This is a genomic window from Neobacillus sp. PS3-40, assembly GCF_030915485.1.
Lineage (GTDB): Bacteria > Bacillota > Bacilli > Bacillales > Cytobacillaceae > JAUZPL01.
In genome coordinates this window covers 1,257,483-1,273,996 of sequence record NZ_CP133266.1, presented here as the reverse complement: position 1 = coordinate 1,273,996, position 16,514 = coordinate 1,257,483, and the positions used below count along the sequence as shown (strand labels likewise).

The 16,514-nt window shown below is 36.4% G+C and carries 17 protein-coding genes; all 17 read left to right on the top strand.

Annotated elements, in window-relative coordinates; all coding sequences use genetic code 11:
• The first annotated feature begins 50 nt into the window (after positions 1-50).
• The 17 genes from RCG20_RS06570 to radC all read left to right on the top strand — a co-directional run bounded on the left by RCG20_RS06570 (position 51) and on the right by radC (position 16,309).
• Positions 51-1,772 carry a sensor domain-containing diguanylate cyclase gene (locus RCG20_RS06570; protein ID WP_308183435.1) on the top strand — a complete coding sequence of 574 codons (1,722 nt, stop codon included), beginning with the start codon at positions 51-53 and terminating at the stop codon, positions 1,770-1,772.
• A gap of 247 nt (positions 1,773-2,019) precedes the next feature.
• Positions 2,020-2,454, top strand: a complete 435-nt coding sequence (locus tag RCG20_RS06565; RefSeq protein ID WP_308183434.1) for a hypothetical protein — start codon at positions 2,020-2,022, stop codon at positions 2,452-2,454.
• 2 nt (positions 2,455-2,456) lie between these two features.
• A complete protein-coding gene (locus tag RCG20_RS06560; protein ID WP_308183433.1) occupies positions 2,457-2,873 on the top strand; it encodes a type II secretion system protein in 417 nt (138 codons plus the stop codon).
• 2 nt (positions 2,874-2,875) lie between these two features.
• The gene (locus RCG20_RS06555) at positions 2,876-3,802 is read left to right on the top strand and encodes a type IV pilus modification PilV family protein (RefSeq protein WP_308183432.1); all 927 of its coding nucleotides are present in this window, start codon (positions 2,876-2,878) and stop codon (positions 3,800-3,802) included.
• 26 nt (positions 3,803-3,828) lie between these two features.
• Positions 3,829-4,638: a hypothetical protein gene (locus tag RCG20_RS06550; protein ID WP_308183431.1), complete on the top strand. Its 810-nt coding sequence runs from the start codon at positions 3,829-3,831 to the stop codon at positions 4,636-4,638.
• A 42-nt stretch (positions 4,639-4,680) separates the two neighbouring features.
• Positions 4,681-5,697 carry a VanW family protein gene (locus RCG20_RS06545; RefSeq protein ID WP_308183430.1) on the top strand — a complete coding sequence of 339 codons (1,017 nt, stop codon included), beginning with the start codon at positions 4,681-4,683 and terminating at the stop codon, positions 5,695-5,697.
• 34 nt (positions 5,698-5,731) lie between these two features.
• Positions 5,732-7,396 (top strand): GspE/PulE family protein, encoded by a 1,665-nt coding sequence (locus tag RCG20_RS06540; RefSeq protein WP_308183429.1) that lies wholly within the window; start codon positions 5,732-5,734, stop codon positions 7,394-7,396.
• 13 nt (positions 7,397-7,409) lie between these two features.
• A complete protein-coding gene (locus RCG20_RS06535) occupies positions 7,410-8,450 on the top strand; it encodes a type IV pilus twitching motility protein PilT (protein WP_308183428.1) in 1,041 nt (346 codons plus the stop codon).
• Between the two features lies 1 nt (position 8,451).
• Complete coding sequence (locus RCG20_RS06530) at positions 8,452-9,666, top strand: type II secretion system F family protein (protein ID WP_308183427.1); 1,215 nt, start codon at positions 8,452-8,454, stop codon at positions 9,664-9,666.
• Positions 9,667-9,802: 136 nt separating this feature from the next.
• Positions 9,803-10,219, top strand: a complete 417-nt coding sequence (locus RCG20_RS06525; protein WP_308183426.1) for a type IV pilin protein — start codon at positions 9,803-9,805, stop codon at positions 10,217-10,219.
• The gene (locus tag RCG20_RS06520; protein ID WP_308183425.1) at positions 10,209-10,973 is read left to right on the top strand and encodes a prepilin peptidase; all 765 of its coding nucleotides are present in this window, start codon (positions 10,209-10,211) and stop codon (positions 10,971-10,973) included. The genes RCG20_RS06525 and RCG20_RS06520 overlap by 11 nt, the downstream gene beginning before the upstream one ends.
• A 16-nt stretch (positions 10,974-10,989) precedes the next feature.
• Positions 10,990-11,985 carry a type IV pilus biogenesis protein PilM gene (gene pilM / locus RCG20_RS06515; RefSeq protein WP_308183424.1) on the top strand — a complete coding sequence of 332 codons (996 nt, stop codon included), beginning with the start codon at positions 10,990-10,992 and terminating at the stop codon, positions 11,983-11,985.
• Positions 11,982-12,728, top strand: coding sequence for a hypothetical protein (locus RCG20_RS06510; RefSeq protein ID WP_308183423.1), 747 nt, complete (start codon positions 11,982-11,984; stop codon positions 12,726-12,728). Before pilM ends, RCG20_RS06510 begins: the two co-directional genes overlap by 4 nt.
• Positions 12,725-13,507, top strand: coding sequence for a hypothetical protein (locus tag RCG20_RS06505; RefSeq protein WP_308183422.1), 783 nt, complete (start codon positions 12,725-12,727; stop codon positions 13,505-13,507). Before RCG20_RS06510 ends, RCG20_RS06505 begins: the two co-directional genes overlap by 4 nt.
• Positions 13,508-13,634: 127 nt before the next feature.
• Positions 13,635-14,720 (top strand): hypothetical protein, encoded by a 1,086-nt coding sequence (locus tag RCG20_RS06500; RefSeq protein WP_308183421.1) that lies wholly within the window; start codon positions 13,635-13,637, stop codon positions 14,718-14,720.
• A 287-nt stretch (positions 14,721-15,007) separates the two neighbouring features.
• The gene (locus tag RCG20_RS06495; protein ID WP_308183420.1) at positions 15,008-15,580 is read left to right on the top strand and encodes a Maf family protein; all 573 of its coding nucleotides are present in this window, start codon (positions 15,008-15,010) and stop codon (positions 15,578-15,580) included.
• A gap of 39 nt (positions 15,581-15,619) precedes the next feature.
• Positions 15,620-16,309, top strand: a complete 690-nt coding sequence (radC, locus tag RCG20_RS06490; protein WP_308183419.1) for a RadC family protein — start codon at positions 15,620-15,622, stop codon at positions 16,307-16,309.
• The last annotated feature ends 205 nt before the right edge of the window (positions 16,310-16,514 follow it).

Here is a 16,514-nt window from a genome sequence, read left to right as displayed (position 1 = left end):
ATATGTATTATTCGTGACTATTTACCTAATAAAATGGAGATGGAAACCCAATGGATGTTCATCCACATATTAAAAAGGCAATTTTCCTTGCCTGGATTCTAATTGTTCCATTTGGAATATGGTTTACTTATCGTGCATATCCGCCGCAAATATCAGGCCATTTGATAGAGATTTTAGCATTTTTAATTTTATCATCAGTTGTTGCCGCAACACCGATAGTGATCAATAATATACCTATTTTTTTACTGCAATGGATCTCTCTAGCAACATTTCTAAGCTTTGGGTTATTTGTAGAAATGATTTTCGCCCAAGTGGCAATCATGGTTGTCCTATTTAAAATAAAAATTCAAAAAGAGCAATACTTCCGCATTCCCCTTAACTCTCTCATGTTCTTTACCCAATCCTTTGTTAGTGGAGTAGTTTATTACTTACTTGGGGGGCAAATTAGGGGGGATTTAATTGGAGATCATCGCTCACTTTGGCTTGCATTTCTGTATGTTTTTCTGAATTTCGCATTAAACCAATTGCTTATATTATTTAACTTATTTGCGGTTTATAAAAATATCGGTTCTTTTTTTGGGAAAGATTTAGTTTGGGAGACTCTAACATCACTTATTACCTTTCCAGTTGGCTTTATTTTGTATATGCTCTATTCACAAGCCGGTTTATTGGCATTATTGATAGTTGGGGCTCCGTTTGCCAGTTTATCGCTCATTCTTAATCTCTATTATTCAAGTGGAAAAGTAAATGAGCATTTGCAAAAAGCTGCTGAAATTGGCCATCAAATGGCGGAACGTCTAAATATTGATGATGTTACAGATTTGTTCATTCAAAAATTAGGTGAAATGCTTCCTGTAGATTTTGCATACATTCTGGATGTTGTCGAAAACAAGGAACTTCAGGTAATTCGGCGTATTGAGAGAGGAAAGGTAATGCCAAACGATATTGAACCCCTACAAAAAAGTGAAGGATTAAGTGGTATGGTTTGGGCTAAAAAAGAGGCAGCGTTCTTCCGAGGGAAAAAAGAATGGAATAAAATTATCAGTGGTTATTTTCCAGAAGATGCTGAAAGTGTATTAAGCGTCCCAATTGTTAGAAATAATGGAGTTGTAGGTGTATTATTGCTCGCCTCTAAACGAAAATGCGCATATGAAAAATCGCAGCTTATGATTGTAGATATCCTTTGTTCACATTTTGCTATTGCGATTGATAATGCACGCCATTATGAGGAAGCGAAAATGTATAGTGAACACTGTGCACTGACGAAACTTTATAATTATCGTTATTTTGAAAATATGCTCTCGACAGAATTTGATAAACTGCATAGGTTCGAACGGACAAATCTATCTCTAATCATTCTTGATCTTGACCATTTCAAGGATGTAAACGATACATATGGCCATCAAAGTGGTAATGAAATCCTTCGAGAACTGGCTAATAGGGTTAGACTTCTAGTTGGAAACAAAGGAACGGTCGCCCGTTATGGTGGAGAAGAGTTTGTTATTCTCTTACCTGATATCCAAAAGCAAGAAGCATTACATATCGCTGAGTTAATTAGGCAAACCATTGCAAATAGACCATTTACCTTAAGTCAGCATTTGGAAGTGGAGCACCTACAACAACGCATAACCGTAACAACTTCTATCGGTGTCGCAACAGCTCCAGAGAATGCTGACGATTCGCTCACATTAATTCGGCATGCAGATCGGGCTTTATATGTTGGGGCGAAAAGAAAAGGGCGAAATCGAGTGGCGGAGTATTCAACTGTTTAGCCTTCAAGTAAAAGCAAATCCGATTAATGTTGTAATCTAATGGTACTGTTGGTAATACTGAGAAAAAGGTCGATTCATTTTTGAATCGGCCTTTTAATATAATCCTATTTACAAGATCTTATAGTTTATTAAATAAAATTGACTATAAATTAAAACTTTAAGCTTTTGTCGAAAGTTGATAAAATAGTTGTGAACGAATTTTTCGAATTGTAGATTCATAGTTTTTCCATATGTGGGGGAAGTAGAGATGATAGATCCATTAAAAAATGAAAAAGGATATCAGTTACTTGAAATAATGTTATCACTATCCCTTCTTTCTATCGTTTTATTAGTATTTTTTGGATTCTTTATTCAATCAAGAACCTTTACTATTTATACTCAAAATAAAATGTCTGCAGGTCAACTAAGTCAGGAAATACTTAATAAAGTTAAAAATTCTTCATTTCAAACAGACTTGAATACTTCAGATTGGAACGATTTGTATAATGAAAATATTCAAGGAGATTTTTATATTGAAGTAAATAATCAAATTTATTATCCTGTTGCCAAAATTAAACAAGCAAATCTTCAAAATAGCTCATTCCCTTCCCAACTTAACTACATCCAAATTGAAATTTGGGTAAATGAAAAGGGAAAAAGAATTGAAAAGTATGAAACATACGGGTTTAAGGGAAGGAACTAGCTATGAAGAAAAATGGTGGTTTTACTTTAATTGAATTATTGTTGGGATTGGCAATAATGGGTATGGTTCTTACCCTTATTTTTTCTGTGTTTCATTCAGGAATTCAACAAGGAGAAAGAACAAAAGATGATATTTATCTTCAACAAGAAGCAAATTATGTAGTGACAGCGCTCCGTAATGCCTATCTGAATCACAATAATGTTCCTCTATCTCTTTCTATAACAAACGATCAAATAATTCTTAATGGAACAACCATTTCTGATAAATATCAATATCAGGCAAAAATAAATTATAATGGTGTTATTTATACCAACCAAACCCTTTCCATTCAAGGGAGCTCCCCTGTTATGATTGAGATTACTTTCACATATGAAGGCGCAAGCTACACACTAAGAACAACGTTATCGAAAGGGGTGTAGCTATGTGGAATAATGAAAAAGGATCTAGCTTGCTAACAGTTTTGTTAATCATTGTTGTCTTTACTATAATTGGTATAAGTCTACTAGGGCTTAACCTAAATAGTGCAAAACAAGGATCTAAAACAGGAAATGATATTCAAGCAACAAATCTTGCGGAAATGGGAGCTAACCATATAAAGCAAATTGCGATTCAAACTTTACAAACAAATAACGATAAAAGCCTTTTAGATGTCAAACTTATATTACAGAATAACTTGAACGCAGCATTGCTCAATAAGTCTTTTCCTATAAAGAATAATCTGGATTTTCCCAACTATAAAGTTATTAGTGAAGACGTTTCCGTAGAAGACATAGCAAAAGAACAAGCCCAAAAAGTAATCATTAATTTTACTACTGAAGGTTTTTCAGAAAATCAACAATCAAAAAGTATAACGGGTGTGATCCAGTTTACTAGAGGGAAAGGGGATGCTTTCCCAAATGCACCAGAAAATTCTACAAGATATGATGAAACACAAGTATTTGACCATAATAATGACGGTGAATACGACAAAACGCTTTATTTTAAAAATGGCTTTGTGATGAATTCAAATTCTAAGCTAACGTTTGACGTTGACCTTTATGTCAATGGAACCATCACTCAAGAGGCTAATACTGATGTCTGGGTGAAAGGTGATGCATATGTTAAGGAACTGGACCTAAAAACAAACGATAACAATAATGGAAATTTAGCACTCATGTGCGTTGATAAAACACTTTTTATTTATAGTACAGTCCAAATACCTGTTGAAACAAATTTCACAAATTGTGAAGATGTGCTAGCGAAAAAACCGAAAAACGGAGTATTTGCAAAAAAAGTAGTTTATGTATCACCTACTAATTCTCCAAGTTGGGGAACAGAAAATCTTACTATCGATACTCAGTACAAATGATTTTTTAAGAAAAAGGGAGTGAGTAATTGAATAATCTTATTTGGGCTTCGGGTTCAATGTCCTTGTTATTGCTAGTATTATTATTTTTACCACTTGGCCTTACTAAAAAAGGGAAGTTTATTACCGTTTTAGCAGCATTCTTGTTGGCTACAGTGGGTCTTGTTGCTATTTCTTCTTACTCACTATGGAATAGTATTGCTATTCTGTTTGTGCTTGTTTCCATAACAACATACCTATTAAACTCACGCCTTGGACGATTTCTGCATGTTGTAGATGATTCCTATGGAAAAAGGTTGCTAGATAAAGAAGAACCTTTAATAGATTATAATAAAAGTAATAAATCTGCTGGGTATGATCTATTTAGTTTAAGCCGAAACGAAGTGGCTGTGACTATTGAACAACCAGAGGAAAAAGAGGAAATGAATGCCGAATTATTTTATACACCTCTTGAAACCAAACAAGAGCAAGTTGTAACGGAAAGATTACCTGAAATCATGGATGAGGATATTACCTTTTTGCTTAATCGGAGTATCCAGATAGATGATGAAAGGGTACAAGAAGACGCCTTATCTATACCAGATTTTGGAGATTTATCAGATATTGAAAGCTTATTATTAGAAGCAGAGGGTAAACTGCCTAAAGTAGTGGGCGAAAAGACTCAAATATTGGAGAATGAGGATGAACTTCCAATTATGACTTTTGATAGTTTTCCAATCAAGATTGACGATCAAGAGGAAAAGATAAATCCACTGGAAGAATTGGATGAACTCCCTATATTAACATTTCAAGAAGATGAGCTTGAAAAATCAACTGAAGCAAAAAAGAAAGTTATGTAGCGCTTTAGAACTTCAAATGAATAAAAAAGGAGGCTAATAAATGTGAGAAAAAATCGTCAAATGATAAAATTATTCTTTGTACTATTATTTTGTACTGCTTTTATTTTCAGCAGCTCACATTTTGGTGCCCAAGCATTTGAAAAAATAAAAAACAATGAGAAAAAAGGGACAACAACATCAAGAGGATCTTTGAATGTAAATAAGTCACATAATAAAAATTCAACTAATGATCCATTAGGAGTAAAAAGTGGTGGAGAGGAAGTTATTCTTAACCAATCAAAAATAAATTTAAAAGACATTCCTATTGATTTGCAAACAGTTCTTAAACAGAGTTCTGAAATAGAAATCCCTGAGCAATCAACTTTTTCATTGCTTGACTTTGTGAAGAAGCAAAAGATAGCTACTATAAGCTCAGATTCTCTTAGTTTACTATCATCTGGTATTTACCAATCTATTTTACCGACTAATTTTTCAATTGTGGAAAGAAATATTGGGAACAGCCTTCCTGACTTCGTTCCTATTGGTTTCGAAGTCAAAGTTAATCTTGATCAGAATGCCGATTTCGTTTTTTCTAACCCAAATAAATCAAGGTATAGGATTCAAATGGAAATAGTGGGCAAAAGCTTAACTGTATCATTAAAGGGGGAAAGGTTCCCTTATCTTTATAAAACAAGTTTAAAGAACAAACAGAACTTTAAACCAAGAACAATTATTCAATACAGCCCGCTTATTCTTCCAGGAAAAATAAAGGTAGCGACCTCGGGGATCTCGGGGCAATTGATAGAAGTTTATAAGGACGTCTATCAAGGAGATCACCAGATAAAAAGTGAATTTGTTTCTGAAGATTATTATCCACCGAAACAACGTGTCGAAATTCATTCTCTTCGTGCCACGAGCAATGTTCAAGTATCTCAACCTTCAACTGTAACCACCGTGAAAGAAGGTGGACAAGCTGCCAACCAGTTAGAAACAGGCACTAGTTCAAATGGAGATCAAAATATAAATTCTTCTGAGTATCCGACACAAACACAAAATAGTGAAGTGGAGCAAACAAAATGAAGAATCAAATAATGTTCATAAAGCAGGGATATAAATGAAGCAGCAAATAAGAAAAAGGCTTGGAGATTTACTAGTTGATGCAGGACTGATTTCAGAGGATCAGCTACAGGCTGCATTAAAAGAGAAAGGTCCTAATCAAAGAATTGGCGATGCGATATTACAACAGGGGTTTATTACGGAGCAACAATTGATTGAAGTGCTCGAATTTCAACTGGGGATTCCGCATATCAGTCTGTACCGTTATCCGTTTGACACAAAGTTATTTACATTAATATCCAAGGATGCTGCGAGACGGAATTTAATTATCCCGCTTAAAACAGAAAGTAACCGACTATTCGTGGCAATGGCAGATCCGATGGATTTTTTTGTAATTGATGATTTACGTCTTTCGACCGGCTTTCAAATTGAAACAGCAATTGCAACAAAAGATGATATACTACGTGCGATTAATAAATTTTATAACTTTGACGATGGTTTTGAAGATTTGGTAGGGGAAATGCCGCAAACTGAGATGAATCGTGAAGAGGATGTTATTGAGCAGGATTCACCGATTGTGCGCCTTGTTAATCAAATTTTATCTAATGCAGCTATACAAAGAGCAAGTGATATCCATATAGATCCACAAGAAACAAAGGTAGTCATCCGCTACCGAATTGACGGAGTACTTAGAGTTGAACGGGTTTTGCCACGTCATATGCAAAGCGTATTAACTGCACGGATCAAAATTATGGCAAATTTAGATATTACTGAACATCGTATTCCACAAGATGGAAGAATAAAAATAAATCTTGATTTCCACCCTGTTGATCTTCGTGTTTCGACCCTCCCAACTATGTTTGGAGAAAAGATCGTTATGCGCCTTCTTGATATGGGAACAACTCTTAATGATCTTAGTAAGCTTGGATTCAATTCACTTAATTTTAAAAGATTTTCAGATTTAATTGAAAGACCGACAGGAATTGTGTTAATAACAGGACCGACTGGATCAGGGAAATCATCAACCATGTATGCAGCCCTTAATAAGCTTAATAGTGAAGAGGTCAATATTATCACGATTGAAGACCCAGTAGAATACCAGCTGGAAGGGGTAAATCAGATCCAAGTGAATCAGAATGTTGGCATGACATTTGCTGCGGGTCTACGATCCATTTTGCGGCAAGATCCAAACATTATTATGGTTGGGGAAATCCGTGATAAGGAAACAGTCGAAGTGGCGGTCCGTGCTTCTTTAACTGGACATTTAGTACTGAGTACGTTGCACACCAATGACTCGCTCGGAACCATCACAAGGCTTCTTGATATGGGAGTAGAACCATTTTTGCTTGCATCTTCATTAAGTGGAATTGTCTCACAGCGTCTTGTTCGGAAAGTATGTCGTGACTGTGTAGTGGAGCAAGTGCCATCAAAACGAGAATTGGAAATTTTCGCAAGACGAGGGATGAAAATCGAAAAAATTTCCCGAGGAAAAGGCTGTTCTTCTTGCAATATGACGGGATACAAAGGAAGAATTGCTCTTCATGAAGTTCTTGTAATCAATGATGAAATGAGACGGGTTATTATGAATGGTGAATCTTTTCAAAGGCTTCGCGAGCTTTCCATCAAGAATAAAACTATTTTTCTAATTGACGATGGATTGCTAAAAGTAAAACAACAATTAACCACGACCGAAGAGGTATTGCGAGTCGCAATTTTGGAGTAGGAGTGCCATATAAATGAAAGATAAAATCGATCTTTTAATGCGAGCTGCTTATGAATTAAAGGCATCTGATATCCATTTAACAGTAGGTGTCCCACCCGTCATGCGAATAAACGGGGAACTAAAAAGGTATGGAAAAGAGATTTTAGTGCCTGCAGATACAGAGGGAATGGCGAGAGCAATCGTACCTTCGCAAATGTGGGATTTGTTTAAAGAAAAGGGAGAACTAGATTTTTCCTATGGTCTTCCTGGTGTATCTCGTTTTCGGATAAATACTTACCATCAACGGGCATGTGTTTCAATGGCCATTCGAATTGTCCCTTCCAAAATCCCATCGATTGAGGAATTGGATTTACCTGAAACATTAACAAAAATCATTGAGAAGCCACAAGGTCTTATCCTTGTGACAGGACCAACTGGAAGCGGAAAATCAACAACACTCGCTGCCATGATCCATTATATGAATCAATATATGAAGAAGCATATTATTACGCTGGAAGATCCAATAGAGTACCTCCATAAACATGGAAATTCGATTATCGATCAACGTGAAGTAGGTTTTGATACAAAGAATTTTGCCAATGGATTAAGGGCCGCACTCCGCCAAGATCCCGATGTTATTCTTGTTGGAGAGATGCGTGATTTAGAAACGATTCAAACTGCTATCACCGCAGCTGAAACAGGACATCTCGTCTTAGGTACACTTCATACTTCGAGTGCACCTGCAACAATCAATCGAATTATTGATGTATTTGAACCTGCACAACAGCCGCAAATTCGGATTCAGCTAGCTTCTGTTTTAGTCGGTATCATCTCGCAGCGCTTGTTTCCAACTATTGATCGAAAAGGAAGAAAGGCTGCAACGGAAATTATGATCAATAATGCTGCTATTGCCAATTTGATCCGCAATGAAAAAATCCATCAGATTATAAGTATTATGCAAACGTCCCGTGCCCAAGGAATGCATACACTCGAATCGAGTATAAAGGATTTAATAGAAGATGGTTTTATTCAAAAAGAACTTGCATTACCATTTTTACAGGAGCAATTAATCTAGGATGGCGAGGTTTAAATATTCAGGCCGCGACCGGCACGGTAAGCGACAGGGAACGGTAAATGCTTCTTCTAAACGTGAAGCAATGCTAAAGCTGAAGGAGGAAGGCGTTCGGATCATCGACATATCCGAAATACCAGAAACCTTCTTAACCAAGGATATTTCGCTTGGAAATCCTGTAAAACTTCAGCACTTTGTCATATTCTTACGACAATTTGCTACTTTACTAAAGGCTGGGGTAACCGTCGTTGATGCCACGGCGATTCTAGCAGAACAAACAGAAAGTAAGCAATTGAAAAAAGCATTGCTTGATATCGAGCAGGAATTGCGTGAAGGTAATCCGCTTTCACAGGCAGTAGAAAAGCATAAGAGAATTTTTACTTCGATGTTCATTAACATGGTTCGAGCGGGAGAAGCAGGCGGTAATATGGATGAAACGCTTGAACGCCTTGCGACCCATTTTGAGAAGCAGCATTATACGAGGCAAAAAATTATTTCCGCCCTTTCGTACCCCCTTGTCATTGGTTTTCTTGCTATTGTAGTTGTTATCTTTCTGCTCGCCTTTGTTGTACCTACATTTGTCAAGATGTTCGCCGATCTTGGCGGGGAACTACCAGCGATAACGAGATTTGTTCTTGCCGCAAGTGGATTTGTTCAATCATTTTGGTGGCTCATCATCCTTGGGATTATTTTCATCGTTTTATTGTTTATCTTTCTTCGAAAAAACAAGGAAACAAAGTATTATTTGGATTATATGGCCTTACGCATGCCGATTTTTGGGAAAATGCTCCAAAAAGCAGCACTTGCACGGATGATGCGAACACTAAGTTCTTTATTTTCAAGCTCTGTACCGATTCTTCAGGCGATGTCAATTGTCGAAAAGGTGGTTGAAAATGAAGTAATGGCTAAGGTGATCGAACAGTCAAGGCTGTCACTTGAAAAAGGCCGTTCCATGACTGAGCCGATGAAAAAGCACTGGGCCTTTCCCCCACTTGTGACGCAAATGATCGTCATTGGCGAACAAACCGGTGCATTAGATACGATGCTAGCAAAAGTTGCTGATTTCTATGAAAAGGAAGTCGAACTTGGTACAGATAAGCTAAAGTCTTTGATTGAACCAATAATGATCATTTTACTCGCAGGAATTGTAGGAACCATTGTTACAGCGATAATGGTACCAATGTTTGAAATGTTTAACCAATTCGACAAGAAGTATTAATAATTTGCGAAAATTGCAAAAATTGAGCAAAAAAGATAAAATATATGAAATTTGACATATTTTATTTTCAACAAATAAATTATAATACAAGTAAATAGAATAATAGGCTAATAGACCTAGAGGGAGAAGTGAAGACATGTTACATAAATTAAAAAAGAGAATTAAAAATCAGCGCGGTATGACATTAGTGGAATTATTGGCTGTTATTGTTATATTGGGGATTATTTCAGCTATTGCGGTGCCGAGTATTGGGGGGATTATTAATAAAACTAAGAAGGATGCAAAGGTTGCAGAGGCAGTTCAAATCATTAACGCCGCAAAATTATATAATTCTACTAATCCAACTGATCATTCAATGAATAATGATGATTTGGAAACCTATTTAGATAACGTAAAAGATACAAAATTAGACTATATAGTTACTGCAACTCCTGGAACAAATGGAAAATTATCATATAGTATTTCAGGACACGATGCTGGAACTATTGCTGATAAAGATGGCGATGGTAATTTAACTGAAGCAGAACTTTTGGAATATAGTGGTGGAAACTAAAATTATTCTCTTATTTTTTATTTACGGAATCACCCTAGGCTCCTTTTTCAACGTAGTAGGCTTACGCATCCCATTAAAAAAATCAATCGTCACCCCACGCTCGGCTTGTCCGACATGTGGGCATAAACTAACAGCGTTTGAACTTATTCCGGTTCTTTCTTATTTTCTTCAAGGGGGGAAATGCCGCGGCTGCAAGTCGCGGATTTCTCCTATCTATCCATTTATCGAATGTTTGACTGGAATATTGTTTGTGCTTGCTCCATACCAAATTGGTTGGTCATGGGAATTGATTGTTGCATGGTCTCTGATTTCAGTTTTTATGATAATATTAGTTTCAGATATTCATTATATGATCATCCCTGATAAAATTTTGATCGTATTTGCAGGGATTTTTTTAATTGAACGCTTTCTTTGGCCGTTAACACCCTGGTGGGATAGCATTGTCGGTGCGTTAGTTGGCTTTGCACTGCTCTTAGTGATTGCACTTGTTAGTAAAGGGGGAATGGGCGGTGGTGATATTAAACTATTTGCGTTAATTGGCTTTGTGCTAGGAGTGAAACTAGTACTTTTGTCATTCTTTCTTTCGACACTATTTGGGGCTATAATCGGTGGTTCTGCGCTCCTTTTGAAAATAGTAAAAAGACGACAGCCTATTCCATTCGGTCCGTTTATTGTCGCAGGAACACTTTCAGCCTATTTTTGGGGACCAAAAATAATCAATTTATACTTGCGGTTTCTCAGTCACGGATATTAAAAAAGGGGTTATTTACATGTCATTTTCCCTCTTCTCACCCAAAAATAGAATAATCAATTTCGTTTTAAATGAACACTCCATTCGCTTTGTTGAATTGAAACAAGCGAACCCTCCGATTGCCCAAAAATGGGGAGAACGCTTTCTTCCGCCAGGGATTATTAGTGATGGGAAAATCATTGATTTTGAATCCTTGGCGAATATTATCGATGAATGCATCGATGAATGGAAAATCCATAAGCGTTCGATCCGTTTTTTGGTTCCTGATTCACTAGTAATTATCCGAAAACTTTCAATCCCCTCTGAAATTCAAGCCGATGAGATGAAGGGGTTTCTTTATTTGGAACTTGGTACAAGCATTCATTTACCTTTTGAGGACCCTGTCTTTGATACTTTTCCATTAACTGATAACGGAAAAACAAAGGAAATTCTGTTGTTTGCCGCACCTGAAAAATATGTAATGGAATATGCTGATCTTTTCACGAGCCTTAAGCTAATTCCAGTAGCGGCAGATATCTCACCACTTGCTTTGTACCGCCTCTATTTCCAAATGGATCTTGCTTCGCAGAACGAAAACCTTTTTATAGTTCAATTCGATCTTACAAGTGTTACCATGTGTATCTTTGAAGAGGCAATTCCGTATGTTATGCGTCATTTTCCCATTCCATTTGAAATCAATAAATGGGAAATGAATAAGGAAAAAGATGGCATGCTGGAATTTAAATATATGGGAGATGCTAGTGAACTCGCATATCAATTTGAAGATATTTTGAAAGAAATGAATAAGTTAATAGATTTTTATCGGTATTCACTAAATAATGGCAAAAAGGAAGTGACTAAGCTTTTATTAAGTGGTGATCATCCATTACTGCAGGTTATCTTGGAAAAAGTGAAGGATAGACTGGATATCCCAGTAACTACGATCTCTCTTGACAGCTATGCAAAAGGAAAAGCGGGAATGGTTCCGACTAGGCATTTACTTTCTTTAGGTCTTGCTTTAAAAGAGGTGCAATGATGCTAGTAGAAATCAATTTACTCCCGAAAAAAGAACCTAGAAGATTTGGGTTCATCATTACGATTTTCCTATTATTTATATTAGTTTTGCTAGTAGCTGTTTTCTATTATTATCAAATTTCCACAACTAAAACGAATATCGAAACAGCTGACAAGCAAATAACAATTGTAAGAAAAATAGCTGAAGCACAAAGTGAAAAAGTGAACAAAAGTAAATCACCCGATTCGGTCAAACAATTAAAAGCAGGCATTGTCTGGGCGAATTCATATAGGATCCAAACTATTCCTGTTATGCAGCATCTTACTTCACTATTGCCTGAACGGGGATTTATCCAGTCCTTTAAGTATGTGGAATCCGGAACTGTTACACTTACGGTCCAATTTGATACAGCAAGTGAAGCTGCCTATTATTTAAATAGCCTGAATCATTCAAAATGGATCGATGCGGCAAGCTTGAATTCCTTAAATGCAGAGAGTGAAAATAGCTCTTTAAATTCGACTAGCCAAACAAACCAAACGAATAGCCCTGCAGATACCAGTCAAACAAATACTGGTAACTCAATTACAGAAAATGATGCTAATTTAGCAACTAGTTCTAATGGCTCTGTAAGTCAATCTAGTCTAGATTACCTTCCGCGCTATATTGGGCAGTTTGCTATTACCTTTAACCAAGAGAAGGTTAAGAAGATCATAAAAGATACAAACAAGGATGGGAATATCGAGGAGGGAGTGACTGTTCCATGAAACTTCGAATCTCGAAAAGAAACAAATTTATTCTTATCTTTGTAATCCTACTTCTAGCTATTGGAGTTGTCTATATTCAATTCTTCTATTTAAGCCCATTAAGATCTGATCTATCGCTTAAAAAGAAGACATTAGAAACCGAACAAGCTCTTTTAAATACGATGGGGCAAAAAAAACAAGGTAATACTGTTGATCATCTAGCAAATACAAGGGAGTTGCAAAAGGAACTTCCAGTAAAAGCGCAACAAGACCAGTTTATTTTAGACTTAGAACAAGCTGAAACCATTTCAAATAGCCAAATTAAATCAATGTCCTTTACGAATGATGGGCAGTCTGAAACGCAAAGTGGTCAAAATAACGGGATTGATGTGCAGCAAAATGCATCATCTTCTACTAATGGGAATACTGGGCAGTCAAATAGTCCTTCTTCTAATGGGACAACAAATCAAACTACAGAAAAAACACTGCCGACTGGTGTAAAGAAATTAACAGTTCAGCTAAGTGTAGAATCCCCGGGATATGAGGAGTTTGAAAAATTTATTGATGCTCTCGAAGGGTTAAAACGAATTTTGGTGGTTGAAGCTATCGACTATTCAGCTGGAACTGAACAAACAGCCTTGGACCAAGGGGATAAGCCTTTTGCATATACTCTCACAGTTTCCTCCTTCTATATGCCAGAATTGATAGATTTACAGGGGCAACTGCCGGAAATGGAAACTCCAAATCCTGCAGAAAAACAAAATCCATTAAGCCAGTTTCCTGATGTTCCTACTCACTAATAAGCACGAAATAACAAATAATTTGACGAAATCATTCGATAACAAGACGACAAAAGTCTTGTTATTTTTTTTTTTGTTTATGTTAGGATGGAACAAATTAGCCGTTTGATAGAAAGGAGTTCTTAAAGTGGACAAACTTACCAGCGGCAAAACGATCACGATAAAAATTAATGGTCAAAAACGGCCTTATATGGTTGAGCCAGCAAAACAAGAAGTGTCTCCAAGCATTTCCGATACTGACCTTGATCAAGTACAGCCAGAGTCTACTCTCAGAAAACAGGTGGTTTTTGAGGAAACAGCAGCCTCAGAAGAAATTGTGGACGAAAGCTTTGATTGGATTCTTCCTGAGCCGAGTGAGAGTGAAATTAGTGAATATACATTTATAAATCCCACGCAAACAAAAAAAAATCCCAAAAGAAAAGTAACTACATCATCACTTGCTACTATGAAGAAAAAAGGTGGAATGCTAAAATCAATTTTGCTATCCACTATTTTTGCAGTTCTAATTGGGATAAGCTTTGGAATAGTAATGCTCAAGCTTGTGGTTACCGACCATAGCAAACAAGCTGTCGTTGAAACAAACTTGCCTGTTAAAGAGACAGATGTGCCTATAAATAGTAAAGATAGCAGTAATGTAACGGTCACTTTAAAACCACTGGATGCTTATGTTGTACAAGGTGGGGTTTTTTCAACAAAAGAAGCAGCAATAGGAACATCTAAGCTTGCAGCTGAAAAAGGTGCACCAGGAGAAATTATAGAACTAAATAACAAAAATTATTTATTTTTAGGGATGGCAGATACTATTGAGATGGCCAAAAGTCTTGCAAGTCTTTACAAAGGAAATGGAATAGCTGATATTTGGGCAAAACCATTCCCAGTGCCAAAAAAGACGATCACTGATGTTACGAAAGAGGAAAAGGCGTTTTTTGATTTAGCTCCCTCTGTTTTCCAAATGCTTTCTGAAGTGACTTCTAATGCTATGGTAAATGCAACAATTCCGAATGAATCGATTAAAACTATTTCTCAAACTGAATCAGATATGAAGAAGATAGAGAGTAATAAAATGAATCATCCCAAAATAAAGGAATTAAAGTCCGAATTGGTTTTGGCAATGGAACAGGTAACGAAGTATCAAAAAACAAATGATAAAAAAGAACTTATTAATGCCCAGCAGCACTTATTAAACTACTTTTCACTTTATCATTCATTATAATTTTATGACATATTTTTTCATATTTCGATATTTTCCGGGAAATGATGCCTGTCCAAGAAATGGACAGGCTTTTACTATTTTGTTATGTGATTTTGGCCTTAAATAGGATATTCTTATGTAGATAGTTCCTTATTAGTTCACTTAAGCTTTTCTTGATTTTCATCTTTCTAGAATAATTAGACAAATTTTTTCAAACTTTAATCATATAAAAATTGTTTGCTTCAACAATTTTTGATAGGATTAGACTGTATCTCCCAATACGAAGCAAAAAAAGGTAAGGTGATTTGATGCAAACCCTCATTTTAGCCTCTTCTTCTCCGCGGCGAAAGGAACTTCTAGAAAACCTCCATTTATCCTTCGATATTTTCAGCAGTGATGTGGATGAAAGCTATGATCCTGGACTGTCTCCAGCAGAAGTAGTAATGGAATTGGCTAATCGAAAAGCACAGGCTGTTTTTAAAGAAAACCCCGATGCCTTTGTAATTGGCTCAGACACCATTGTTGTTCTTGATGGAAAGATCTTAGGTAAGCCTTTAGATGAGGCAGACGCCAAAAACATGCTAGGAATGCTTTCAGGTAATCAACATGATGTATACACAGGTGTTTCTATATTGTCCCCTAACCATTCATCACATTTTTATGAAAGAACAGAAGTTTTATTCTGGGAGTTAACGGACGAGGAATTAACGGCGTATGTGCAAAGTGGAGAACCCTTTGATAAAGCAGGTGCATATGGGATTCAACAATTAGGAAGCATGCTCGTCAAAAAGATCAATGGTGACTATTTTGCTGTTGTGGGACTACCTGTTTCAAGGACTATTCGGGAATTAAAAAAGGTCGGATACAAGTTGCCGTACTAAGATAATCGTTCCTTGACTCCCAAAAAGGGAGGAAAAAGAATGACCACTAATACTTTAATGATCCGTGATTTCCCACAAGATGAGAGACCAAGAGAGCGTTTTGTTCAACATGGCGCGCAAAGTTTATCCAATCATGAACTTATTGCTATTTTGCTTAGAACTGGAACAAAGGATGAATCTGTTCTACAATTATCCAATCGTCTTCTTTCCCATTTCGATGGTTTAAGGGATTTGAAATCGGCCAGCTTAGAAGAAATAACATCAATAAAAGGGATTGGCTATGCAAAAGCAATCCAGATCTTAACAGCCGTAGAAATAGGTCGAAGAGTTGCCAATCTCTCTTTTAATGATCGGTATGTTATCCGATCTCCAGAGGATGGAGCGAAATATGTCATGAATGATATGCGCTTTTTATCCCAAGAACATTTTGTTTGTTTATATTTAAATACCAAAAATCAAGTACTTCATAAACAAACCATTTTTATTGGTAGCTTGAATGCTTCTATTGTACATCCAAGGGAGGTGTATAAAGAAGCCCTCCGTCGTTCTGCAGCTTCTATTATTTGCCTCCATAATCATCCCTCGGGAGACCCCACACCAAGTAGGGAGGATATAGATGTAACCAAGAGACTTTCCGAATGTGGAAAAATAATTGGGATTGATTTGCTAGATCATTTAATTATTGGTGAAAATAAATTTGTGAGCCTAAAAGAAAAAGGTTATTTATGACACTATGATTTTAAATGATGTTACGATATAATATTATTTATGATTTTTTAGGATCAGACACGCATTAATACAAAAGGATTTACTTACAAACCGTTTATACATTTTAAGAAAACTTGCCCCATTTCGAGGCCAAAAGGGCGATGATAGTGGAGTAGTGGCCTAAATGTGCGAGCAGAATTTACGGATATAAATTTTGATTAGCTAA

Bases quoted from the DNA above. Each gene is read 5' to 3' on its own strand.
- RCG20_RS06535 (WP_308183428.1), top strand. From the start codon at position 7,410: ATGAAAGATAAAATCGATCTTTTAATGCGAGCTGCTTATGAATTAAAG.
- RCG20_RS06525 (WP_308183426.1), top strand. From the start codon at position 9,803: ATGTTACATAAATTAAAAAAGAGAATTAAAAATCAGCGCGGTATGACA.
- RCG20_RS06510 (WP_308183423.1), top strand. From the start codon at position 11,982: ATGATGCTAGTAGAAATCAATTTACTCCCGAAAAAAGAACCTAGAAGA.
- RCG20_RS06560 (WP_308183433.1), top strand. From the start codon at position 2,457: ATGAAGAAAAATGGTGGTTTTACTTTAATTGAATTATTGTTGGGATTG.
- RCG20_RS06540 (WP_308183429.1), top strand. From the start codon at position 5,732: ATGAAGCAGCAAATAAGAAAAAGGCTTGGAGATTTACTAGTTGATGCA.
- radC (WP_308183419.1), top strand. From the start codon at position 15,620: ATGACCACTAATACTTTAATGATCCGTGATTTCCCACAAGATGAGAGA.
- pilM (WP_308183424.1), top strand. From the start codon at position 10,990: ATGTCATTTTCCCTCTTCTCACCCAAAAATAGAATAATCAATTTCGTT.
- RCG20_RS06495 (WP_308183420.1), top strand. From the start codon at position 15,008: ATGCAAACCCTCATTTTAGCCTCTTCTTCTCCGCGGCGAAAGGAACTT.
- RCG20_RS06570 (WP_308183435.1), top strand. From the start codon at position 51: ATGGATGTTCATCCACATATTAAAAAGGCAATTTTCCTTGCCTGGATT.
- RCG20_RS06530 (WP_308183427.1), top strand. From the start codon at position 8,452: ATGGCGAGGTTTAAATATTCAGGCCGCGACCGGCACGGTAAGCGACAG.
- RCG20_RS06555 (WP_308183432.1), top strand. From the start codon at position 2,876: ATGTGGAATAATGAAAAAGGATCTAGCTTGCTAACAGTTTTGTTAATC.
- RCG20_RS06565 (WP_308183434.1), top strand. From the start codon at position 2,020: ATGATAGATCCATTAAAAAATGAAAAAGGATATCAGTTACTTGAAATA.
- RCG20_RS06505 (WP_308183422.1), top strand. From the start codon at position 12,725: ATGAAACTTCGAATCTCGAAAAGAAACAAATTTATTCTTATCTTTGTA.